Source organism: Streptomyces sp. NPDC087906, from assembly GCF_055584925.1.
Map to the genome: position 1 here is coordinate 216,613 of NZ_JBVJLC010000011.1, position 20,774 is coordinate 237,386.

The 20,774-nt window shown below is 71.0% G+C and carries 21 protein-coding genes and 1 pseudogene; 10 read left to right on the plus strand and 12 right to left on the minus strand.

Annotated elements, in window-relative coordinates; genetic code table 11:
- The 3 genes from ACZ63I_RS28010 to ACZ63I_RS28020 form a co-directional block, all read right to left on the minus strand.
- A complete protein-coding gene (locus tag ACZ63I_RS28010) occupies window positions 1–1,293 on the minus strand; it encodes an ABC transporter substrate-binding protein (protein ID WP_469341911.1) in 1,293 nt (430 codons plus the stop codon).
- 108 nt (window positions 1,294–1,401) lie between these two features.
- Entirely contained in the window at window positions 1,402–3,561 is a 2,160-nt protein-coding gene (locus ACZ63I_RS28015; protein WP_469341912.1) for a DUF8189 domain-containing protein, read from the minus strand.
- 146 nt (window positions 3,562–3,707) lie between these two features.
- Window positions 3,708–7,793, minus strand: coding sequence for a discoidin domain-containing protein (locus ACZ63I_RS28020; RefSeq protein ID WP_469341913.1), 4,086 nt, complete (start codon window positions 7,791–7,793; stop codon window positions 3,708–3,710).
- 168 nt (window positions 7,794–7,961) lie between these two features.
- Between ACZ63I_RS28020 and ACZ63I_RS28025 the strand changes: the two genes are divergently transcribed.
- The 3 genes from ACZ63I_RS28025 (at window position 7,962) to ACZ63I_RS28035 (ending at window position 10,378) form a co-directional block, all read left to right on the plus strand.
- Entirely contained in the window at window positions 7,962–8,627 is a 666-nt protein-coding gene (locus ACZ63I_RS28025; RefSeq protein WP_469341914.1) for a CGNR zinc finger domain-containing protein, read from the plus strand.
- Window positions 8,628–8,728: 101 nt separating this feature from the next.
- Window positions 8,729–9,229, plus strand: coding sequence for a CGNR zinc finger domain-containing protein (locus ACZ63I_RS28030; protein WP_469341967.1), 501 nt, complete (start codon window positions 8,729–8,731; stop codon window positions 9,227–9,229).
- 264 nt (window positions 9,230–9,493) lie between these two features.
- Entirely contained in the window at window positions 9,494–10,378 is an 885-nt protein-coding gene (locus tag ACZ63I_RS28035; RefSeq protein WP_469341915.1) for an alpha/beta fold hydrolase, read from the plus strand.
- A gap of 32 nt (window positions 10,379–10,410) precedes the next feature.
- Here the strand turns inward: ACZ63I_RS28035 and ACZ63I_RS28040 are convergent, their stop codons facing one another.
- The 5 genes from ACZ63I_RS28040 to ACZ63I_RS28060 all read right to left on the minus strand — a co-directional run bounded on the left by ACZ63I_RS28040 (window position 10,411) and on the right by ACZ63I_RS28060 (window position 13,812).
- The gene (locus ACZ63I_RS28040) at window positions 10,411–11,094 is read right to left on the minus strand and encodes a class F sortase (protein WP_469341916.1); all 684 of its coding nucleotides are present in this window, start codon (window positions 11,092–11,094) and stop codon (window positions 10,411–10,413) included.
- A gap of 35 nt (window positions 11,095–11,129) precedes the next feature.
- A complete protein-coding gene (locus ACZ63I_RS28045; protein WP_469341917.1) occupies window positions 11,130–11,942 on the minus strand; it encodes a hypothetical protein in 813 nt (270 codons plus the stop codon).
- Between the two features lie 171 nt (window positions 11,943–12,113).
- Window positions 12,114–12,566: a hypothetical protein gene (locus tag ACZ63I_RS28050; RefSeq protein WP_469341918.1), complete on the minus strand. Its 453-nt coding sequence runs from the start codon at window positions 12,564–12,566 to the stop codon at window positions 12,114–12,116.
- Complete coding sequence (locus ACZ63I_RS28055) at window positions 12,563–13,234, minus strand: Asp23/Gls24 family envelope stress response protein (RefSeq protein WP_469341919.1); 672 nt, start codon at window positions 13,232–13,234, stop codon at window positions 12,563–12,565. The genes ACZ63I_RS28050 and ACZ63I_RS28055 overlap by 4 nt, the downstream gene beginning before the upstream one ends.
- Complete coding sequence (locus ACZ63I_RS28060; RefSeq protein WP_469341921.1) at window positions 13,225–13,812, minus strand: RNA polymerase sigma factor; 588 nt, start codon at window positions 13,810–13,812, stop codon at window positions 13,225–13,227. Before ACZ63I_RS28060 ends, ACZ63I_RS28055 begins: the two co-directional genes overlap by 10 nt.
- Window positions 13,813–14,015: 203 nt before the next feature.
- On the opposite strand from ACZ63I_RS28060, the gene ACZ63I_RS28065 reads away from it, so the two are divergent.
- The 4 genes from ACZ63I_RS28065 (at window position 14,016) to ACZ63I_RS28080 (ending at window position 16,476) form a co-directional block, all read left to right on the plus strand.
- Window positions 14,016–14,519, plus strand: coding sequence for an Asp23/Gls24 family envelope stress response protein (locus ACZ63I_RS28065; protein WP_469341922.1), 504 nt, complete (start codon window positions 14,016–14,018; stop codon window positions 14,517–14,519).
- Between the two features lie 76 nt (window positions 14,520–14,595).
- Window positions 14,596–14,784 carry a hypothetical protein gene (locus ACZ63I_RS28070; protein WP_469341924.1) on the plus strand — a complete coding sequence of 63 codons (189 nt, stop codon included), beginning with the start codon at window positions 14,596–14,598 and terminating at the stop codon, window positions 14,782–14,784.
- A complete protein-coding gene (locus ACZ63I_RS28075) occupies window positions 14,781–15,908 on the plus strand; it encodes a DUF6286 domain-containing Asp23/Gls24 family envelope stress response protein (protein ID WP_469341925.1) in 1,128 nt (375 codons plus the stop codon). The genes ACZ63I_RS28070 and ACZ63I_RS28075 overlap by 4 nt, the downstream gene beginning before the upstream one ends.
- The gene (locus ACZ63I_RS28080) at window positions 15,901–16,476 is read left to right on the plus strand and encodes a hypothetical protein (RefSeq protein ID WP_469341926.1); all 576 of its coding nucleotides are present in this window, start codon (window positions 15,901–15,903) and stop codon (window positions 16,474–16,476) included. The genes ACZ63I_RS28075 and ACZ63I_RS28080 overlap by 8 nt, the downstream gene beginning before the upstream one ends.
- Before the next feature lie 15 nt (window positions 16,477–16,491).
- Here ACZ63I_RS28080 and ACZ63I_RS28085 read toward each other — a convergent pair.
- Window positions 16,492–16,602: pseudogene (locus ACZ63I_RS28085) on the minus strand (YciI family protein); the annotation flags it as partial.
- Between the two features lie 88 nt (window positions 16,603–16,690).
- Between ACZ63I_RS28085 and ACZ63I_RS28090 the strand changes: the two are divergent.
- Complete coding sequence (locus ACZ63I_RS28090) at window positions 16,691–17,284, plus strand: TetR/AcrR family transcriptional regulator (protein WP_469341927.1); 594 nt, start codon at window positions 16,691–16,693, stop codon at window positions 17,282–17,284.
- Window positions 17,281–18,117, plus strand: coding sequence for an alpha/beta fold hydrolase (locus ACZ63I_RS28095; RefSeq protein WP_469341928.1), 837 nt, complete (start codon window positions 17,281–17,283; stop codon window positions 18,115–18,117). Before ACZ63I_RS28090 ends, ACZ63I_RS28095 begins: the two co-directional genes overlap by 4 nt.
- A gap of 19 nt (window positions 18,118–18,136) precedes the next feature.
- On the opposite strand, the gene ACZ63I_RS28100 is transcribed toward ACZ63I_RS28095, so the two are convergent.
- On the minus strand, window positions 18,137–18,553 hold the full coding sequence (locus tag ACZ63I_RS28100) for a VOC family protein (protein ID WP_469341929.1): 417 nt from the start codon (window positions 18,551–18,553) through the stop codon (window positions 18,137–18,139).
- A 10-nt stretch (window positions 18,554–18,563) separates the two neighbouring features.
- Window positions 18,564–19,109 carry a helix-turn-helix transcriptional regulator gene (locus tag ACZ63I_RS28105; protein WP_469341930.1) on the minus strand — a complete coding sequence of 182 codons (546 nt, stop codon included), beginning with the start codon at window positions 19,107–19,109 and terminating at the stop codon, window positions 18,564–18,566.
- Between the two features lie 206 nt (window positions 19,110–19,315).
- Here ACZ63I_RS28105 and ACZ63I_RS28110 point away from each other — a divergent pair, with 206 nt between their 5' ends.
- The gene (locus ACZ63I_RS28110; protein WP_469341931.1) at window positions 19,316–19,768 is read left to right on the plus strand and encodes a Rieske (2Fe-2S) protein; all 453 of its coding nucleotides are present in this window, start codon (window positions 19,316–19,318) and stop codon (window positions 19,766–19,768) included.
- A gap of 59 nt (window positions 19,769–19,827) precedes the next feature.
- Here the strand turns inward: ACZ63I_RS28110 and ACZ63I_RS28115 are convergent, their stop codons facing one another.
- A complete protein-coding gene (locus ACZ63I_RS28115; RefSeq protein ID WP_469341933.1) occupies window positions 19,828–20,742 on the minus strand; it encodes a LysR family transcriptional regulator in 915 nt (304 codons plus the stop codon).
- Window positions 20,743–20,774: the final 32 nt, after the last annotated feature.

Genomic DNA, 20,774 nt, shown 5'->3' on the forward strand with positions numbered 1-20,774 from the left:
TCACTGGCCCCAGATCTTCTGCGCGTCCCGCTGCCAGGTGGTGAGGATCGAGTTGATCTCCTTGGGCTTGGCGAGGAAGCGGGTGAGCGCGGTGTCGGCGGACGGCTGGAGCGCGTCGCTGGAGTCGCGGTTGAAGAACTGCGTGACGTCGGCGGCCCCTTCGATCAGCGCGCGGCCCTTCTTGACCAGCGGGGTGCCGGTGTCCTTGGCCTTGGGGTTGGTCGGCAGCGAGGTGCCGGACGAGCCCTTGAGGTAGATCTCCTGCGCCTCGGCCGTGGCCAGGTAGCGCATCAGCTCCTTGACCTCGTCCTTGCGGCCGGTGCGGGCACTGGCGAAGTAGCCGTCGGTGGGCCCCTCTTCGGCCAGCGGGACCTTCGGGTCGATGACGGGGAAGCGGAAGAAGTCGATGTCGTCCAGCTCGGCCTTGGGCGCCGAGTCGGCGAAGAACGTACCGATGAGCATCATGCCGGTGCGGCCCTGGAGGAGCGCGGTGGTGGCGTCCTGGAAGGCGAGCGCCGTGCCGTTCTTGTCGAAGTAGGGCAGTGCCTCGCCCCACCGGTCGAAGACCTTGTGGACCTCGGGGTCGTCGAAGCGGTGCTTGCCGGCGAGCAGATCGCGGTGGTACTGCGCGCCGTTGATCCGGATGTTGAGGTAGTCGAACCAGGAGGACGCCACCCAGGCGGTGTTGCCGCCGGCGCCGAGCCCGATCGGTGCGACGCCCTTGGACTTGAGCTTGTCGCACAGGTCGAGGAACTCGTCCCAGGTCGTGGGCTCCTGGACGCCCCACTTGGCGAAGTTCGACTTCCGGTAGAAGACGCCCCACCAGTAGTACGTGGCCGGCACGAAGACCTTCTTGCCCGCCGACGAGGTGCAGAGCTTCTGCTGCGCCTGGCTGTAGCCGGCGAACTCCGGCTTGGTCCAGATGTCGCTGACGTCGAGCAGCAGGTCCTTCTTGGCGTACGAGTCGGCCACCGAGCCGGGGTACCAGGTCAGCAGGTCCGGCGGGTTGGCCGAGGTGAGGTACGTCGGAAGCTGGGTGCGGAACGTCTCCGAGGCGACGGTGTTGAGGGTGGTCTTCGTGCCCCCGCGCTTGTTGAACGCCGCGACGAGGTCCTGCATGGCGGACTTGGCCAGCGGCGAGGACAGGTTGGACTGCAGGGTGACCGGGCCGCCGCCGGACTGCTTGCCGCCGCCGGAGGAGCTGGCGGTGACGCAGCCGCTCATCAGTGCGGCGGCGCCGACGGCGCCCGCCCCGGCGAGAAAGCCACGACGGCCGGTTGGTGTGCTGATCATGGAAGAACTCCCTATCCGCCCGCCGAACGGAGCCCGACCCCCTGACGGTGGGCTCTCGTTCGGCGGATACAGACTGACCCGGGATCGGGCCAGCGTCAAGATTAATTACTAATTTATTTCCGCTTGGTGCAGCCGGTCGGCGACACCGCGGAACGCGGCCAGCACACTTCCGTCCGCCCCCGCCGCCGCGCCGAGCGAACCGTCGAAGACGGCGCTCGCGAAGCCCGCCTGCTGCGACCAGCCGCTCCAGTCGCCGGCCGAGAACGCCCGCTGCCAGAGGGTGTAGTCACCGGCGCGGGCGTAGAGGTGGACGGTGTCCCCCGAGGCGACGAGCGTCGGGCTGCCGCTCACCGTGCCGCCCAGCGAGGTCCAGTCGGACCAGGTGCCGGACGTGTCCCGCACCCGCTCCCACACCGCGTCGTCGTTGGTGCGTACGGCGACATGGATACGCCCGGCCGAGTCGGTGGCGGCCGAGGGCGCGCCGTACACCGTCAGACCGGACGGCGCTCCGACCGAGGTCCAACCGCCTTGTGCGGTACGGGAGATGACACTGCCGTCGGCGCCTTGGGCGAACAGCGTCCAGTGGTCCTCGCCCTGGCTCTGGTTCCCGAAGGTGACACTCGGCGCGTCGCCGAGTGTGCCGCCGAGCTTCTGCCAGCGGCCGGGACGTCCGCCGGTGACGACGAGCCGGTACGCGGCGTCGTCCGTGCCGCGCACGAAGACGTCCGTACGGCCGGGGGCCGGGCTGTACGCGGTGGGCGAGCCGAGGATCCGGCCGCGGGTCGGGCCGCCGAGGTCCGTGCTGTCGGACGACCAGTGGCCGCTGCGACCGGTCTGCTGCCGCAGGGATCCGTCGGAGGAACGGGAGTACACGCTCAGCCGGTCACCGTCGCGCACCAGCGCCGGGGTCGCCGTGGAGCGCGTACCGAGCGCGACGCCGGGGGCGTCGTCGGTACCGGACAGGCCGAGGAAGGCCGTACCGTGCGCGGGCACGGTGACGGTGTACGAGCCGGTGTGCGCGCCCGCGTTCTTCCTGGCCCGCAGGTCACGTACCGACACCCGGCCGGTGAGTCCGGCGTCCGCGAACCGCACGGTACGGGCGCTCGCGGTGTCGGACCGGTTGAGCAGGACGACAGCGCGCTTGCCCGATCCCTGGAGGACCTTGCTGTACACGTCACCCGTCGCGTCGGTGGCGACCCGTACGCCCTGGACGGCCAGCGGGTCCTGGTCGACGGCGACGATCTCCGGGTTGGTCAGTGTGTCGATCATCGCCTGCGGCAGGGTGCGCGGATCGGAGCCGATGATCAGCGGAGAGGCCATCTCCGCCCACATCACGAGCTGGGTCGTCGACTCCTCCTGCGAGAGTTCGTACGAGCCGTCCGGCATCGTCCGCATCGGGATGAGGTAGTCGGGGTCGTTGTAATGCCCGGGGCTCTGGGCCTCCGGGTGCCAGGCGTTGGCGTCCATGTTGCGCAGGACGTTGGGCCATTCGCCCGCCGTCGGCGTGCCGTACGCGATGTCGGTGCCGGTACGCCAGGAGTCGGCCGTCGTGGGACCGTAGGTGTAGGCGTTGTGCGCGTCCTGGGCGGGGGTGTGCGGCAGACCCCAGTCGTCGGTGAGCGGGTTGCAGAAGTTGAGCAGCATCGGCCGGCCCGCCTTGGCGACGGCGTCGCTGAACTCCTTGTAGGCCGGCCCCGGGTCGAGCTTCTCCGAGATCCCGCAGAGGAAGTCGACCTTCACGGCGTCGATCTTCCAGTCCGCGAACTGCCGTGCGTCCTCGGCGTAGTGGCCCCGGCTGCCGAGTCCGCAGCTCTTGCCGCCGTCGTAGGTGCCGGCGTCGGTGTAGATCCCGGCCTTCAGGCCCCTCTTGTGCAGATAGCTGACCAGGGCGGGAATGCCGGAGGGGAACCGCTCCTCGTTCGCCGCGAGCCGCCCCTTTGCGTCACGCGGGGTGTCGGCCTGCCAACCGCCGTCCAGCCAGACGATGCTGTAGCCGCTGTCCTTGAGCCCGCTGCTGACCAGCTTGTCGGCGACGCTCTTGACCTGGACCTCGGTGGGCGCGCCCAGGCCGTAGTAGGTGTTCCAGCCCATGTAGGGCGTGGGCGCGAGGCCGCTGTCGTAGTACGCCGGTGTCCCCTGGTCCTGACCGGGTCCCGCCGGGCGGTCGGTGGCGTGCGCCGCGGGCGCCGCCACGCCTGCGAGCGCCGCCGCCACCACGGCCGCGGCGGCGCGCCGGGCACGCACCATCCCTGCACGATGCGAAGTCACTGATGTCTCCCGAGAGTTGGGGTCGCGGGCGCCACCGGGCCCCGGAAGCGGGGGCGGCGGCGCCACGACGAAGACTGTGACCTCAGCTCCACATCATGTCAATGATAATTACTAATTAACTTAAACACGGGGTGCACTGTCGCTCCCTACGCCTTGGTCACCGTGGCCCGGCTGTTGTATCCCTCCGTACGCAGCGCCGGGCGCCCGGAGCGCAGCGCGTCGGCCGGCCAGGACACCGTGACGGTCCGCGACTCACCGGGCAGCAGCCAGAGGTAGTTGTCGCCGTACAGCGTCGGCAGTACGCGCTTGCCGTTGCCGGCGTCGAGCAGCGACAGCCGCACCATGGAGGCCACGGCGGATCCTCGGTTGCGCAAGGTCACCGTCATCGTGCGGCGCGCTCCCGACTCCGTACGCGAGACATGGCCGAGGTCGGCGGTGATCTTGACCGTCTTGGCCTTGTTGAGCGCCTTCATGTCGGCAGCGTCGCGGTAGCGCCAGTAGGTGTTCTGCGACAGCGTCCTGCCCCTGCTGTCCTCAAGTCCCAGCCGCAGCAAGTGCAGTCCGGGCAGGTCGGCCCCGAAGGCGACGGTGAAGGCGGCGCCCTTCGCGGAAGCGGCGATGTCGAGCTTCGTCCGGCGCGTCGAGCCGAGCTGACGGCCCGACAGGTCGTAGAGCCGGGCGGTGACCGTCGCCCCCTTCAGCGCCTGGGCCGTGTGGTTGACCGCCTCCACCGCCCACTTCACCGGGTCGGCCTGCACATGCACGGCCTCGCACGCCTTGCGGGCCCCGTAGTAGGTGCCGTTGACGTCGAAGTCGTAGTCGTAGGTCTGCCAGACGGTGCTGTGCCACGCCGGATGGGACATCCAGAGCATCAAACCGCTGGCGTCCTCCCACAGGTTGGCGTTCCACGCCTCGAACATGGCCCTGGTGTTCTCGTAGTTGACGAACTGGGCCTTGGTGGTGAAGTCGTCGAGGTCCTTCGCCGTGTCCAGCCGGGCCTCGATGGCGGCGCGGTAGTTCTGCGGGGCCTGGTTACCCCGGGTGCTCCAGTCGTGGTAGTACCAGGCGTCGCCGATCGGCCACTCCGGTTCGTCGCCGACGAGGCTGCGCATGCTCTCCGCCGTGGACACCACGGGCATACCGATCTCGGTGTGGAAGCCGAACGAGCCCGAGCCGTAGGTGGACGGGGCGAAGTAGCTGTCCGGGTCGACCCAGCCGTACGGGCCGCCGCCGGTGATGATGCCGCCCGCCGAGTTGTTCTGGTAGAAGATCCCCGGCGCCCCTGACTGGACCGCCTCGCGCATGCCGCTGTCGATCGCGGCGGGCGGGCTGCCCTCGTTGGCACCGCACCACAGCACCACACTGGGGTGGATGCGGTAGCGCAGCACGGTGTCCCTGGCCAGGCTGTTGAACGCGTCGTGGTCCGGCGGGTCCATGCCCCAGGCGTTGGGGAAGTCGTTCCACACCAGGATGCCGTACCGGTCGCAACTGGCGAAGAACTCCTCCCGGTCGCTGCTGCCCAGCCAGTTGCGGATCATGGTGAAGTTCATGTCCCGGTGCATCCGCACCGCCGTGTCCATCCGCTCGGCGGGCATCCGGCGCAGCAGCTCGTCCCAGCCCCAGTTGCCGCCCCGGCAGAACACCCGCACACCGTTGACGCTGATCTTCAGCGGCTGCGGGGTGTTGTCGACGGACTTCACATCCGTCCACGTCCGGCCGTCGTCCGAGATCCGCACGACGAAGGTCTTCGGGTAGGCGGCCTCCCACACGACGACCACGCGGTCGAAGTCGACGGAAGCGCCGAGGTCGACCTGGATCCACTGGTCGTCCTGGTACGCGGAGGACCAACGGGTGCTGGAGCTGCCGTCGGTGGCGTTGGCCGCCTTGTTGTCGCCGTCCTCGGTGGAAGCGGTGGCGGTCTTGTGCAGCGCGAGGTCCGTACCGGCATTGGCGCTGTCGACCACCGACAGGCTCCACAGGGAATTGCCCCAGCTCGTCGCGCGCGCCCCGCCCTCGATCCGGACGTAACGGGCCTTGCGGGCGCCGATGTCGAGGTTCTGCAGGCTCGCGTCGGCGCTCTGGAAGGGCAGCGGCACCGCCGAGTTGTCGACGGACGCGGCGTCCGTCCAGGTGTCGCCGTCGGCGGAGACCTGCACCACGTACGTCTTCGCGTACGCCTGCTCCCACAGCAGGTCGACCCGGTCGAAGTCGACGGAAGCGCCGAGGTCGACCTGGATCCACTGGTCGTCCTCGAAGGCGGACGCCCACCGCGTGTCCGCGTCACCGTCGGTGACGTTCGCGGCGCCGTGGTCCGTCTCGTCCTCGGACGAGGCGGTCGCGGTCTTGTGCAGGGCCAGGTCGGTGCCCGGCGAGGCGCTGTCGAAGACCGAGAGGCTCCACAGCGACGAACCCCAACCGGTCGCGCGCGTCAGGCACTTGACCCGTATGTACCGCGCCTTCCTGGCGCCCAGGTCCACCGACTGCGTGTACGCGTCGGTGCCGTTGCCGAACGGCAGCGGGATGTCGTACTCGTAACCGAACTGCCGGATGCCGAAGCGGGTGGTGCGCCGGTCGCTCTCCGCGCCGCCGATCGCGGCGACGAGCGTGAGGTCGTGCAGGGCGGGCTCGCCGTAGCCGTTGGGCCACCACAGCTTGGGGTTGCGCACCGTGAGCCGGGCGAAGTCGGCGGGTGCGAAGGTCACATCGGCGCTGCCACCGCCCGGCAGCGTGACGGTCTGCGAGACGCGTACGTCGTCGAAGGACGCGGTGACGGTCACGCGGCGCTCGGCGGAGTCGGCGTTGCGGACCGGCACCACGATCGTCACTTCGGCCGTGCCGGTGTCGGGCAGCGAAGGCAGCGCGGTGTCCACGCGCGGGTCGCCGATGACCGCGTGGCCGGTGGAGCGCAGCCGTACGTGGTTCCAGATGCCGGCGACCCGGTCGCGCACGGCCGGCATCCAGTCCCAGCCGGAAGCAGCGAGGTACGTGGGCGAGTTGCGGTTCATCATGTTGGCGCCGGCGTCCACGAACGACAGCCCCTCCACGCTCTTGTCCGTGGGGCTGCCCGGGAAGGGCATCGGCGTGATGCGTACGGCGAGGGCCTGTTCGCGGTCGCCGGAGGCCAGCAGGGACGTCACGTCGTGGGCCGAGCGGGCGAAGGGATACGTCAGCCCGCCCACCTGCTTGCCGTTGAGCCAGATGTCGGCCTTGTGGTTGACGCCGTCGAACTCCAGCCAGACATGCCGTCCCGAGCCGGTGCGCAGACCGCGCGGCAGCCGGAAGCCGCGGCGGTACCACCACGCGTGCCGGGAAAGGGCCTCGGGGACATGGAGGTTGTTCATGCCGGCGACGGGATCGGGCAGCTTGCCCTGGTCGACCAGCGAGCCGAGGACCGTGCCGGGCACGGTCGCGGGCAGCCAGCCGCTGGTGTCCACGTCGGCCGCGGACAGCTCCGCTCCCCCGCCGCCGGCCCAGTCGTCCATCGTCAGGGTCCAGCCGGACTCCAGCGGTACGGTGCCGTCGTCGGCGACCTTCAGCGCGGGCGCGTCGTGGTGGTGCGTGCCCCAGTCGGTCCAGCCGGTGGCGGCGGGCCGGTGGCCCTTCGCCGTACCGAACACCTCGAAGCCGTTGAGGCCCAGCGGGTTGGCGTTCGACCGCTTCGTGACCGTCATCCGCACCCAGCGCGCCGCGGCGGGCTTGGCCAGCTTGATCTCGGCGACCCCGCCCGCACCTGACGTGGTCTCGTACACGGTGGTCCACTTGTGCTGGTCCAGGGACGTCTCGACGGTGAAGGCCACCGCGCAGCTCGACAGGATCTCCTGACCGGTCGTGCCGTCGCGCGGACTGCCGCTGGGGGACGGTACGAAGACCGGGTCGTCCTTGGTGGCCTCGAAGGTCAGCCGTACGGACTCGACCTGGCACTGCGCCTGGAGGTCGACGGATATCCACTGCGGATCGCCGGCGACGGCCCGCCACCCACTGCCCCGGACACCGGTGGAGGTGAGCTTGTCGACGGCGAACTCGGCAGGCGCGGGCGCGTAGTCGACGGACGAGACCTGGACCGGCCGGTAGGCGGCGAGTTCAGCTCGGGAAGCGCCCGCGCCGGAGGCCGGCGCAGCACCTGCGGCATGGCTCGCGGCGGGGAACGCGGTCGCGAGCCCGAAGCTCGCGAGCAGGGTGGAACCCGTTGTGACAACGGATCTGCGGGAAGGGTGAGATGACTGGTTCGGCATGTGCAACGTGATCCATTCCAGGCGGCCCTCAAGAACAGACGGCCCGCACAAGCCGCCTGACAACGTTGCCATAGGCTGTATTCCGCCGGAGATTCTGTCAAGAGTCGGCGCGATGACACCGCGAGACGGCGGCTGGCCCGCGTCACACCTAATGGGTAAACTCGGTAGATGACCATTGACTCGGGTAAGGATGCGCACAGGGGCCCGGGGCCGAGCAGGGATCCGAGCAGGGATCCGAGCATCGACGAGATGCAGGCGGCGGGGTTCCCCATGGGCGGGGAACCCGCGGTCGCGCTGGACCTCGTCGACACCCTCATGACCGTGGCCGCACCACCGGTCGACCTGATCGAGTCAGCCGACGCGCACGCCGCCTGGTGGGAGTTGGAGCAGCCCAGACTCCCGCCTGGCCCTGCACCGGAGCCCACGGCCACGCGCCGGCTCCGGGCGGCGCTCAGAGACGTCTTCGACGCCCGGCTGGAGCAGCGGCGTCCGGAGCCGGTGTCGGTGGAGGACATCAACGCGGCAGCGGCGGCAGCGCCGGTGAGCCGCAGGCTCGTCGTGACCCGCGAGGGCCCGAGGGGCGAGGCGCGCTGGCACACCGAGTACGGCGGCAACGCGGCGCTGGCGGCCGTCGCTGCGGACGCGATCGAACTCCTCACGGATCCGGCGCGGTTGGCCTTGCTGCGGCGCTGCGCCAACCCCGACTGCTCGATGCTCTTCCTGGCGGAGAACAAGCGCCGCAAGTGGTGCGCGAGCAACATGTGCGGAAACCGGGTCCGGGTCGCGCGGCATTACGCCCGAGGCCACGCGGCCCGCGCGCCGGGCGAGGGCTAACCTGTACAGTTCATTTTACCGGTTGGGTACGGGTGGGCTGCGGGCGGGCGGGACGGGAGGGCGCGAAGGTGCTGACGGACATCGGAACGGCACACGAGGACATGCTCCTGTCACTGCTCAACACCACACCGGTGGTGGACGGCAGCCGGCAGGACCAGCTCGCCGGCTCCGCAGCGGCCCGGCAATGGCTGCTGGACCACGGCGGCAGTGGATCGGCCAAGGAGCAGCGGGCCGTACGCGAAGCGCGGGACGCGCTCCAGAGACTGGTACGCGGCGAGACGGAGCCGGACGCCCTGGCGGCGTTCGTCTCCGGTGTCAGCTACCGGCCGGTGGTCGGCGGCGAGGGCATCACCTGGCAGCTCGACGCGCCCGCCGACCGCAGAACGGCGGCTCTGGCCGTGCTGGCGTGGAACCGTATCCACCAGGAGAAACCGGGCCGGCTGCGGCCCTGTGACAACCCCGACTGCCGGCTGTTCCTGCTGGACCGGAGCAAGGCGAACAGGGCCCGTTGGTGCTCGATGACGGTCTGCGGAAACCGGATGAAGGCGCGTCGGCACTACACGCGCGTACGGGACGGCGGCGGCGCGACGAGCGCGGGCTGAGCTGGTCCCGTCAGACGAGCGGTTCGCCGCGCCCCTTTCACACGAGCGGTTCGCCGCCGCCGACCGGCCGTCCTGCCCTGCGACGTAGTCCTCATGACCGCTTCCCTGACTAATGCCTCACTTCACTTTAAAGGCATTAGCCGAGCACGGCAACAGTGCACGACCGCAGGGAGTCCATTTATCGCCTAACCCGGCCAGCCCGTTTGACGGGTTAGGTGTCGGCTGCTTGGCTATAACCATCAAAGGCAACCAAAGGGGTTAGTCATGAGCGTCGTACACCACCGCTACGCGACTGTGCGCGGGCAGCGGCTCTTCTACCGGGAGGCCGGACCCGCCGAAGCCCCCGCGGTCGTTCTGCTGCACGGCTTCCCGACCAGCTCGTTCATGTTCCGCGAGCTGATCCCCCAACTGGCCGAGCGCTACCACGTCATCGCCCCCGACCACCTGGGCTTCGGCCTGTCGGACGCGCCGGCCGCCGACCGGTTCGACTACACCTTCGACGCGCTGACCGACCTCACCAAGGGGCTGCTCGACCAGCTCGGTGTCAGCCGCTACGCCATCTACGTACAGGACTACGGTGCGCCCATCGGCTGGCGGCTGGCCCTCGGCAGTCCCGCGTCGGTCACCGCGGTCGTCAGCCAGAACGGCAACGCGTACGACAGCGGATTCGTCGAGAGCTTCTGGACGACCGTGTGGGACTACCAGCGCGAGCAGACCCCCGAGACCGAGGCCGCCATCCGCACCGCGCTCACCCTCGACGCCATCAAGTGGCAGTACGTCACAGGCGTCCCCGACGAGACCGTGGTCAGCCCGGACACCTGGCACCACGACCACCAGTTGGTCGCGCGTCCGGGCAACGACGAGATCCAGCTCGCGCTGTTCCGCGACTACGCGACCAACTCGCCCCTCTACCCCGCCGTGCACACGTACTTCCGCGAGCACCGGCCGCCGCTGCTGGCCGTCTGGGGCAAGAACGACCCCATCTTCGCCCCTGCCGGGGCGCAGGCGTTCCGCGACGACCTGCCCGACGCCCAGGTCCATCTGCTCGACGGCGGCCACTTCCTCCTCGAAAGCGCCCTCCACGAGACGAGCCGGCTCATCGGCTCCTTCCTCGACGAGGCCGGTCTCGACGGCGACGTCAGCCGCTGACCACGGGCCTGACGGGACTTCGCGGACACGACCTAGGTGTGGCTGCCCGTCAGCGTCGCGTAGACCACGACATTGTCCGGGTAGTAGTGGTCCGCCTTGGAGTACGTACCGCCGCACGTGATGAGCCGGAGCGCGGCCTGGTCGGTGTTGCGGTACACCTCGACCGTCGGGAAGTCGTCCTTCGCGTACGTCGCGATCCGGTCCACCGTGAACCGCGCGGTGCGCCCGTCCTGCCGCTGGACGTCGATCCGGTCACCGGGCGCGAGGTCACCCAGCTTGAAGAAGACGGACGGCACACCGTTCCACGTGACATGGCCCGCGATGACCGAAGGGCCCTGCGCACCGGGGGTGGGACCGGGGGTGAACCAGCCCGCCTTCGCCGGGTCACGCGGGGTCTCCATGGTCTTGTCCTTCGCGAGTCCCAACTCCTCCAGTGTCGAAGACACCTTGATCGAGGGGATGTTCACCCGCACGGGACGGGAGGCGGGCAGCGCTGCGACGTGCTGTGCGTGCGCTCCCGCCCCGGTGGACGGGGTCGGCGAGCCCGCCCGCGGAGCGGCCGGCACGGAGACCGGCGGTCCCCCGCTGTCGACCGCCCGGGGCGGCGCGGGCTGCTGCCGGGTGAGTCCCACCGCCAGCAACAGCCCGCCCACGATCAGCAGGACCGGAATCGTGACCAGCAAAACCGTGCGCCGACGCGCGAACCTGGCGTCCATCGGCTCCGTCCCTCCTGTCCGGTCAGGGCCGGTGCTCAGTTGCCCTGGTGGGTGTCGGCGGGACGCATCCTGCGCCGGGCGGCGAACAGCGCGCCGGCCGCGACAACGGCCAGTCCGCCACCGGCGATCAGGCCGGGCGACTCGATGCCCTGCGTGGTGCCGGAACCGGTCTCGACCCCGCCCACGGGCATGGAGCCCACTGCGGCGCCCTTGACCATGCCGCAGTCGGTGGGTGCGGTGGCCTCCTGCGGGAGCTTCGGGTCGAGGTCGCTCTTGCCGGCGCCGAAGTCGTACTTCTTGTTGTTGTTGGGGTCGATGCCGTGCTGCACGACGTGCAGGTCCTTGATGTGGTCCGCGACGTCCTGCGACACGTCGATCGTGCGCGAGTACTTCAGGTCGCCGTTCTTGTCGGCGACGGGCATCCGGTCGACGGCCAGACCACTGGCCATGTCCGTGGCGCCCTTGGTGGTCAGCGAGATGTTGATGTTGCCGTACATCGGCACACCCTCGCTGGTGGAGACGATGCCGTCGCCGTCCTTGTCGGCGCTCGCGTCGGGGCAGTGGAAGTCCGTGCCCTTGGTGTCGCCGTGGATGTGCTGCGCGTGCGGCGCGCCGGGGGTCAGACCCGAGGACTCGATCTTCACCGTCAGCTTCGTACCGTCCAGGCTGAGCAGCGCGACACCCGTGGCACCGGAGTCGTTCAGGCTGTCCAGGTCGATCTGGTACGTGTTGTTGTCCGCCGCCTTCGCGGTGCCACCGGCGGCGAACGACGGTGCGGCGGCGGCGAGTGTGAGTGCGGCGGGCAGAGCCAGGAGTGCGGTGAGGCGGACTGTGCGCTGGGCTATCACGTGAGGCATCCCCTTCGTGCGGCCCACGAACCGTGCACGGGGGCCGCGTTGGTTTCCTGCCTCACATTCGGTGTGACGTGCCGCGCGGCTTGGTCCGCACACGACATTTCTGTGCACCGTACCGAGAAATCCGCGAACGGGCAGGTCCGCGCCGTGCGATGCGCCGTGATGTCAGACGAAACCGGTGACGGTCACGCCCACTTCCGGGGCCACCGCGTCCGTGAGACCCGAACCCACCACCGCTTCGGCCACCGCGATCCGTACGGCACGCGCGACATCGACCGCGCGCCGGTTGCGGCGCAGTACGACATGGACGCTGATCGTCCACACCCCGTCCGCACCCGCCGTACCGCCCGTACCGCCCGAGCCGCCCGAGCCACCCGAGCCACCCGAGCCACCCGAGCCGCCGGAGCCGTCGGGGGTCCGGCGCTCGACCCGTACCCCCGTGCCGTCGGGCCGCCCGTCGGGGTCGCGCCGGATCGCCTGCGGCACCGAGCCGCGCAGCAGCCCGGCGAGGCCGGGCCGCAGGAACGCCACACCGGGCACCGCCAGCGCCGCCGGCGCTGCGACACCGGACAGCCGCTCCTCGACGGTCCGCCCCTTGCCCCGGTCCTGTTGGGTCACCGGTCCGCTCCTTCCCACGTCGCTCCTTCGTCCTGCCCGGCGTCGTCGACGATGTCCGTGATCGTGACGTCCACGGCGGCGACGCCCATACCCAGCGCGCTGTCCGCCGCTTCCGTGACCCGCTCCCTGATCCGGTCCGCCGTATCCTGGAGCGGCCGGGCCAACGTGACGACCGCGCTCAGCCGTACCCGTACCGGCCCTCGCAGCGGTCCTCGTAGCGCGGTGGGCGACGCGTCGGCGGACGCGGGCAGCGGGCTGATCCGGCAGCTCCCCACCCGTACGCCGGGCAGCAGTTCGGCCGCTGCCCGCAGGGTCCTGGCCGCCGCTGCCTCGATGATCCAGGTGTCGTCGCCCGGTCCGCCCAGCGGGAGCGTGCGGCCGGGGCGCAGTTCCAGCCGTACGACATCCATGACGCGCTGGGTGAGCGTGGCCGTGTCCGCCTCGTCGAATCCGGTGTCGCGCACCCCTTGTACGGTTCGGCCGAGCTGCCGCAGGTCGTCCAGCGCGGCGGCGCAGTAGGGGCACCCGTCGGTGTGCGGGTCGGGCCTGCCTTCCTCCCAGCCCTCCCACACCTGCGACAGCAGGCGTCCGCAGGGCAGTTGCTCGTCGTCGTCCGCCGGCTGCGGGACGTTCTCGTAGGGGGGACCGGAGTTCGTGTTCACCGCCATGCGCCCATCGCCTCCGTCAGATAGCGCCGAGCGCGGAACACCCGCGCGCGGACCGCCTGTTGGCTGATCCCGACCGTCTCGGCGATGGTCTCGTAGGACGTGCCGTCCAGCTCGCGCAGCACCCAGCAGACCCGCTGCTCGGGTGAGAGACCGGCCATGGCCACCGACAGTGCCGCCACCGCCGCGTGCGTCTCGGCGCTCCTGGCCGGGGAGTCGCGGTGGTCGGGGGCGGGCTGCTCGGGCACGGTGTCGAGCGGGGTGACCGGCCGTCTGGCCCGCAGTACGTTCAGACAGCGGTTGGTCACGATCCGGTGCACCCAGGTGCCGAACGCGGCGTCCCCGCGGAACTCGGGGAGCTTGCGCCAGGCGCTGACGAGTGAGTCCTGCACGGCGTCCTCCGCTTCGGTACGGCTGCCGAGCAGCCGGGTGGCCAGCGTCAGCAGGACCGGGCCGTAGCGGCGCACCAGCGTCTCGAACGCCTCTTCGTCGCCTTCGCCCGCCCGTACGGCCAGCAGACCGTCGTCATGCCAGGGACGGCCGTCACCCGCCGCCCGTGTCGTGCCCAGGTCCCCGGACAACACGGCTCCTCTCGCTCGCCTCACCGTGTTGGACACCCGGCGGCCGGGCGTGTGACGCGGCTTTCGCACACTATCCGGCGGCGGCGCACGGCAGCGGCGTCCGAACATCTCGGGGAACGCGCGTCACAACCCGCTGGAAGGCGTGTCGAAGTAGGTGAGGGCGAGCAGCAGTTCCGCCCCGACCGACCGACCGAGGAGATGCCATGACCACGGACCTGTCGCCCGCCGTGCCTGCGGCGAGCAGCACGGAGAAGAACCAGAGCGCCCAGAACACCACCACGCTCAGCGGGGGCGGCACGGGCCCCGCCGAATCGGCGGCGACGCGCGGCAAGACGGCCATCGCCGACCTCGTGGTGGTCAAGATCGCGGGTACGGCCGCACGGGACATCCCCGGCGTGCACGACATGGGCGGCGGCCTCTCCCGGACGCTCGGAGCGGTACGCAACCGCGTGCCGGGCGGTCGCCCGAACGTGGGACGCGGAGTCAAGGTGGAGGTCGGTGAGCGGCAGACCGCCATCGATCTGGATCTGGTGGTCGAGTACGGGGTGCCGATCACGGACGTGGCGCGTGACGTACGGGAGAACGTGATCGCGGCCGTCGAGCGGATCACCGGTCTTGAGGTCGTCGAGGTCAACATCGCGGTCAACGACGTACATCTGCCGGAGGACGACGACACGGACTCCGCGTCCGAGGCCCGGGTCGCCTAGCCGGACCTCCGTTCCGAGCACCGCACGTGTCCCCCCGCACGTGTGTCCCCCGCACAAGACGTTGGTGAGGTGAGTGGTGAGCAGAGCGACAGTGGGTCTGATGGTGGGTATCGCGCTGGGCTTCGCGGGCTGGTTCGGCGGTTTCGGCGCGTTCCTCGTGGTGGCCGCCCTGGGGGCGGTCGGCTATGTGGTCGGCCGGCTCCTCGACAGCGACGATTTCGATCTGCGCGAGTTCCTGAACTCCGGTCGCGGGGGACGCCGATGACGACGCCCGGTGACAGGGCGGGTGCGGCCGGCTCCGTCTCCGCACCCGTCGCACCCGCGGCGGCCGGCGAGCGCGGTACGACGACGGTGGCCGACCGCGCGGTGCGGCGGATCGCCGAGCGGGCCGCCGGGGAGGCGCTGCGCCCCGGCGCTGTACGGGTCGCGCACGGCTCCGTCTCCGTGCAGGGCCGAAGGGCGCAGGTGTCGCTCGACGTCGCGCTGCCCTACCCAGTCGCGCTGGACGAGGCGGGGGGTCTGATCCGGCAGCGGGTGACGGAGCGGACCGGCGAACTCACCGGCCTGAAGGTCACCCGGACCCGGATCAGGATCCGCGGGCTGGACGGGACACCGTACGAGCCGGGTGCGCTCAACTTCCCCAGCCCTCGGGGCCATCAGGACGACGGCTCCACACCCACCGGGACCGGCGCCGACACCGCCGTACCGGCCGCCCGGCGGCCCTGGGCCCAGCGCCGCACGCCCATGGTGCTGCTCCTGCTCGCAGCAGCGGCGGCCTGCGCCCTGCTGCTGTACGACGTCGTGTCCGTGCACGCGGCGAACCGCTCCGCCATGTGGTGGCGGACGCGTCTGCTGGACTGGCTCGCGGGACACGGCCCCGGCGACGCGGTGGTGACCGGGCTCGCCGCGGTGATCGCGGTGGTCGGACTGTGGCTGCTCGTCCTGGCGGTCACGCCGGGGCAGCGCCGCCAACTCCCGCTCGTCACGGTCGAACCCGGCCTCCGCGCGGTGCTCGACCGTACGGCCGTGGCCGTACTCGTCCGGGACGCGGTCGGCGGCGTACCGGGCATCACCGAATGCCGGACCCGGGTCGGCAGGCGGCGGATCCGGGTGCGGGCCCAACTCGGCTTCGGCGACCGGGCGCACACCGAACAGGCCGTGACCGCCGCGGCGTCGCGGGTGCTGGCCGGACTCAGCCTGCACCGCCCGCTGCGGCTGCGCGTGACGGTGAGCGCAGAAGCACATGCCGACCTGACCCCCGACCGTCCCACGGAGCCCGCGCCCGAGCCGGGGCCGGGGCCCAAGCCGGGGCCCATGCCGACGCCGACGCCGACGCCGACGCCGCAACTGTCCGGGATGGGGACGGATCCTGATGCGCCAGATGCGTAACGTGACGAACCGGATCGCCTTGGCCTGCGCGGGCGTTGCCCTGCTCGCCTCCGGTCTGTTCCTGCTCTCCGCCGCGTCCGCCGTACGGTCCCGGCTGCCCGCCTGGTGGCCGCTGCCCGGCGCTGACACGGCGCTCGTGGACCGGCCGGGCCTTGAGCGGCTGCGCGCACACGGCTGGTGGACGCCCGCCGTGCTGAGCGGGCTGACGCTGCTCCTGCTGCTGCTCCTGTGGTGGCTGGCAGGGCAGTTCCGCGGCGCCGGCCGTCGCCCGATCCCGCTGACCCCCGCGGGCATCAGCCTGCGCACCGGCGCGCTCGCCCAGGCCATGGCCGCGCAGAGCGCCCAACTGCCGGGAGTCGCGCGGGCGAACGTACGGCTCCGGCACGGACCGCGCCGGCTGCGGGCGACGGTCGACGTCGTCCTGGAGCCGGACGCCGAGCCCGCCGCCGTACTGCACCGGCTCTCGGCCGAAACCCTCGCCCAGGCACGCGAGTCGGCGGCGCCGCGCTCCGTCGACGCGGCCGTACGCATGCGGGTGCGGGCCCATCGGGAGCGCCGGACCCGCTGACTCAGCGGCCGTTCCTCATGACCGGCCGCCGAACTGCCGGCGGTGGACCTCGGTGTCGGCGTACCGGCCGGGCGTGAGGACGGCGCGCGCCGTGGCCGGGTCCGGCGCGCGGAGCAGCGCCGCCGTGGTGTCGACGCTGCCCTTCCGTATCGGCGTTGCCGTTCCTAGGGCTCTTAGGTTATACCTAGGGGCCCTAGGAGAATGAGGAGGGCACATGGTGCGGGCCGGTCTGACGGTGGAGCGGGTGACGGTCGCGGGCGCCGAACTGGCGGACGAGGTCGGGCTCGATCAGGTGACCATGTCGCAGGTCGCGCGGCGGCTCGGCGTGAAGGACGCGAGTCTCTACGGCCATGTCCGCGGCCTGGAGGACCTGCGCGGCCGGATCGCGCTGCTCGCCGCGGACGAGAAGACCATCCGTATCGCCGAGGCGACCACCGGGTGCGCGGGCAAGGACGCACTGGTCGCGTTCGCCAACGCCTGGCGCGATTACGCCCACACCCACCCCGGCCGCTACATGGCGACGCAGACCCCGATCGAGATCGACCCGGAGCTGGTGGCCAAGGCGGCCGGACCCCGGCGCGCGGTGGAACTGACCTACGGCATGCTGCGCGGCTACGGGCTGCCCGAGCCCGATCTGACCGACGCGGTACGGCTGTTGCGCAGCACGTTCCACGGGTTCGTCGCCCTGGAGGCCGCCGGCGGGTTCGGGCACGAGCGTCCGCCGCAGCGGTCCTGGGACCGCGCCCTCGACGCGCTGCACACCCTCCTTGAGCACTGGCCGACCACCCCCGAAGGAGATCCCTCATGACCGGCCCGACCACCGGCACCCTGCGCGTGAACGGCGCGACGCTCCATTACGAAGTGCGCGGCAGCGGCCCGCTCCTGCTGCTGATCCCGGGCGGTACGGGCGGGGCGGCCTCCTTCGACGAGATCGCCGACGACCTGGCCGCCGAGTACACCGTCGCGACGTACGACCCGCGCGGCATGGCGCGCAGCACGCTCGACGACCCCGAGGCCGAACAGAGCGTGGCCGAGCATGCGGATGACGCCTCGCGGATGCTGGACCTGCTGTCGCCCGGCGCGCCGGCCCGGGTCTTCGGTGCCAGCTCGGGCGCCATCGCCGCCGTACATCTGCTCATCAGCCGCCCCGAGCGCGTCGAACGGCTCGTGGCGCACGAACCGCCGCTGGTGGAGGTCCTGCCGGACGCCGCCGAACACCGCTCGCTCGTCGCGGCCGTACGGACGACGTTCCGCGCGGAGGGAGTGATGCCGGCGATGGCGGTGTTCGCGGCGGGGCTGAAGAAGGCGGACCACAGCACCGAGCCGAAACCCGAGGTCACGCTTTCGCCGCAGGCGGCGGCGCGGGTCGAGCGGACGATGGCCGGCATGCCGTTCTTCGTCGGGCACATCGTGCCGGAATTCATGTCCTACGCACCGGACTTGGCGCGCCTCGAAGCGGTCTCGGACCGGTTCGTGCCGGCCTGCGGCGAGGACTCACGCGGGGAACTGCCCTACCGCCCGGCCGCGTTGCTGGCCGAGCGCTTCGGCACGGAGCTGGTGCACTTTCCCGGCGGGCACATCGGACTGACCACGCACCCCGCCGCATTCGCGGCGCGCCTGCGCAGGGTGCTCGGCAACTGACCCGCTGTGCGGGGCGCGGCTAGGACTGCGGCTTGGGGGCCTGCGAGAGCCGTACCGTGTTGCCCGACGGGTCGCGGAACGCGCAGTCGCGCGGGCCGTACGACTGGTCGATGGGCTCCTGAAGGACCTCGGCGCCGGAGGCCAGCACCGTCTCGAACGTCGCGTCCACGTCGTCGACGCTGAAGACGATGTTGGGCAGGACGCCCTTGGTGAGGAGTTCCTGAAGGGTGTCGCCGTCGGCCTGGGACCGGCCGGCATGGGGTTCCGACAGGACGATCTCCAGGCCGGGCTGAGTGGCGGAGCCGAGCGTGACCCAGCGGAATCCGCCCGACGCGACATCGTTACGCAACTCAAGGCCGAGGGCGTCCCGATAAAAGGGCAGCGCTTCATCCGGATCATTGACGGTGATATGGCAGTACTGCAGTGCGATACTCATGCGGACAACGCTAGTCGGCGGCTTTCGGGCTCGCTTCTCGAATCCTGCTCACATCGCCCCGACCCGCTGCGCTCCGGGTCGCCGCGGTTCGCGTCGCCGCGGTTCGCGTCGCCGCGCTCCGGGTCGCCGCGGTTCGCGTCGCCGCGGTTCGCGTCGCCGCGTTTCTGACCGGCCGGGTCCGCACCATCGCCACGCACGCCGGCATCGCCGTCACTGCCTGGTGGTCGCGGTTGCGGTACGCGCTCGGCGTCTCGCCCATGATCTCGGTGAACCGCGAGCTGAACGAGCCGAGCGACGTACAGCCGACAGCCATGCACGCGTCGGTCACGCTCATTCCGGCGCGCAGCAGCGCCATCGCCCGCTCAATTCGGCGGGACATGAGGTATTGGTACGGCGTCTCACCGTAGGTCGCGCGGAATTGCCGGGAGAAATGGGCGGGCGACATGAGGGCGTGCCGGGCCATCGTCGGCACATCCAGCGGTCGGGCATATTCCCGGTCGATCAAATCCCGCGCCCGGCGCAGATGCGCCAGATTGGCGAGATCCTGCGAGTCCATACGGCGAGATTAGCATCCGGACGGTAAAGGAAGCCGCTGGCCAGCGGAAACAAGCGTGCGGGGGCCGTGGTGGTGACGGAGGCGGCCGGTCCGCCGGTGGCCGCTTCGTAAAGAATCTTCCGATGCTTGAACATCGCAGCATCTCCGCCCGTACCCCCTGACGACCGGCCGAGAGGCGGCCGTATGCGGAAAAAGGGGACCCAGGTATGACGGCAACGCGCGGAACAGCACGCGTGGCACGCAGGACCGTCGTCGCGGCGGCCGGCGCGACCGGGCTCGGTGTGGCGCTCGCCGCTTGCGGTTCGGACAGCTCGGACGGCTCGTCCGACGCAGCGGAGAAGCCGGACGCCAAGGCGCCAGCGGCGGGCGGCGGTGACGCGCTCGCGAAGACGTCCGACATCCCCGAGGGCGGCGGCAAGGTCTTCGCCGATCAGGGCGTGGTGGTCACCCAGCCGACGGCGGGCGAGTTCAAGGCGTTCTCCGCCACCTGCACCCACCAGGGCTGCAAGGTGAAGGACGTCTCGGACGGGGTCATCCACTGCCCTTGCCACGGCAGTCAGTTCAGCGTGGCGGACGGCAGCGTCAAGGGCGGTCCCGCGACGAAGCCGCTGCCCGCCGAGCAGATCAAGGTCGCAGGGGACTCGATCACCCTCGCCTGACGCTGCTCGGTCACCCTCGCCTGACGCGGCTCGGCCACTCTCCGCCTGACGCTGCTCGGTCACCCTCGCGTGACGCCGGGCGCGCTCCCGGCCTCCGTGAGCGCGGCGACCGCCGCCCTGATGGACGGGCGGCGGTCGGCGTCGGCGCGCCACACCGCGTAGATGTGCCGCCACATCTTCTGCCGTACGGGTACGACGACGACCCCGTCGGGCACGGGGCCGCGCCCCAGTCGCGGCGCGACGCAGACGCCGAGTCCCGCGGCGATCAGCGCGAGCTGGGTGTGGTGCTCGGCGGCGAGGTGGGCGATCCGCGGCTCGATGCCCTTCGAGCGCAGCGTGAACATCAGCCACTCGTAGCAGAATTCACCCTCCGGCCAGGACACCCAGCCGTCGTCGGCGAAGTCCTCCAGGTCGACCTCGGCGCGCCCCGCCAGCGGGTGGTCGGCGGGCAGGGCGACGTCGGCCGCGTCGTCCAGCAGCCGCGCCGTGGCGAGACCGCCGGGCACCGGCAGCCGCTTGTTGTTCCAGTCGAGCACGACGGCGAGATCGAGATCCCCTCGGAGCACGCCGGTGATGCCCGCTTCCGGTTCGATCTCCAGGGACCGCACCCGCAGTTCGGGGTGCGAGCGCGCCAGCGCCACCAGCGCGGTGGGGAACAGCCCCCTGGCCGCCGTCGGGAAGGCGCCGATCCTGACCTCGCCGACCGCCTGGCCACGCTGCGCCTCGATGTCGGCCTGCGCCACCTCGACCTGCGACAGGATCCGCGCGGCGTGATCGGCGAGCAGCTTTCCGGCGTCGGTGAGCCGGACCCCGCGCCCGTTCTTGGCCAGCAGTTGCTGGCCGACCTCCCGCTCCAGTTTGGCCATCTGCTGCGAGACGGCCGACGTCGTGACATGCAGCCCGCCCGCCGCGCCGCTCACCGAACCGTGCCGGGCGAGCGCGTCCAGGGTGCGCAGCCGCTCCAGATTCAACATGTAAGCAATGCTAAGGGAACAGGTGGATCAAT

Coding starts and splice junctions, on each gene's coding strand:
- ACZ63I_RS28065 (WP_469341922.1), top strand. CDS start 14,016: ATGACCACGGACCTGTCGCCCGCCGTGCCTGCGGCGAGCAGCACGGAG.
- ACZ63I_RS28010 (WP_469341911.1), bottom strand. CDS start 1,293: ATGATCAGCACACCAACCGGCCGTCGTGGCTTTCTCGCCGGGGCGGGC.
- ACZ63I_RS28030 (WP_469341967.1), top strand. CDS start 8,729: ATGCTCCTGTCACTGCTCAACACCACACCGGTGGTGGACGGCAGCCGG.
- ACZ63I_RS28035 (WP_469341915.1), top strand. CDS start 9,494: ATGAGCGTCGTACACCACCGCTACGCGACTGTGCGCGGGCAGCGGCTC.
- ACZ63I_RS28025 (WP_469341914.1), top strand. CDS start 7,962: ATGACCATTGACTCGGGTAAGGATGCGCACAGGGGCCCGGGGCCGAGC.
- ACZ63I_RS28080 (WP_469341926.1), top strand. CDS start 15,901: ATGCGTAACGTGACGAACCGGATCGCCTTGGCCTGCGCGGGCGTTGCC.
- ACZ63I_RS28115 (WP_469341933.1), bottom strand. CDS start 20,742: ATGTTGAATCTGGAGCGGCTGCGCACCCTGGACGCGCTCGCCCGGCAC.
- ACZ63I_RS28090 (WP_469341927.1), top strand. CDS start 16,691: ATGGTGCGGGCCGGTCTGACGGTGGAGCGGGTGACGGTCGCGGGCGCC.
- ACZ63I_RS28055 (WP_469341919.1), bottom strand. CDS start 13,234: ATGGCGGTGAACACGAACTCCGGTCCCCCCTACGAGAACGTCCCGCAG.
- ACZ63I_RS28020 (WP_469341913.1), bottom strand. CDS start 7,793: ATGCCGAACCAGTCATCTCACCCTTCCCGCAGATCCGTTGTCACAACG.
- ACZ63I_RS28095 (WP_469341928.1), top strand. CDS start 17,281: ATGACCGGCCCGACCACCGGCACCCTGCGCGTGAACGGCGCGACGCTC.
- ACZ63I_RS28110 (WP_469341931.1), top strand. CDS start 19,316: ATGACGGCAACGCGCGGAACAGCACGCGTGGCACGCAGGACCGTCGTC.
- ACZ63I_RS28040 (WP_469341916.1), bottom strand. CDS start 11,094: ATGGACGCCAGGTTCGCGCGTCGGCGCACGGTTTTGCTGGTCACGATT.
- ACZ63I_RS28075 (WP_469341925.1), top strand. CDS start 14,781: ATGACGACGCCCGGTGACAGGGCGGGTGCGGCCGGCTCCGTCTCCGCA.
- ACZ63I_RS28105 (WP_469341930.1), bottom strand. CDS start 19,109: ATGGACTCGCAGGATCTCGCCAATCTGGCGCATCTGCGCCGGGCGCGG.
- ACZ63I_RS28100 (WP_469341929.1), bottom strand. CDS start 18,553: ATGAGTATCGCACTGCAGTACTGCCATATCACCGTCAATGATCCGGAT.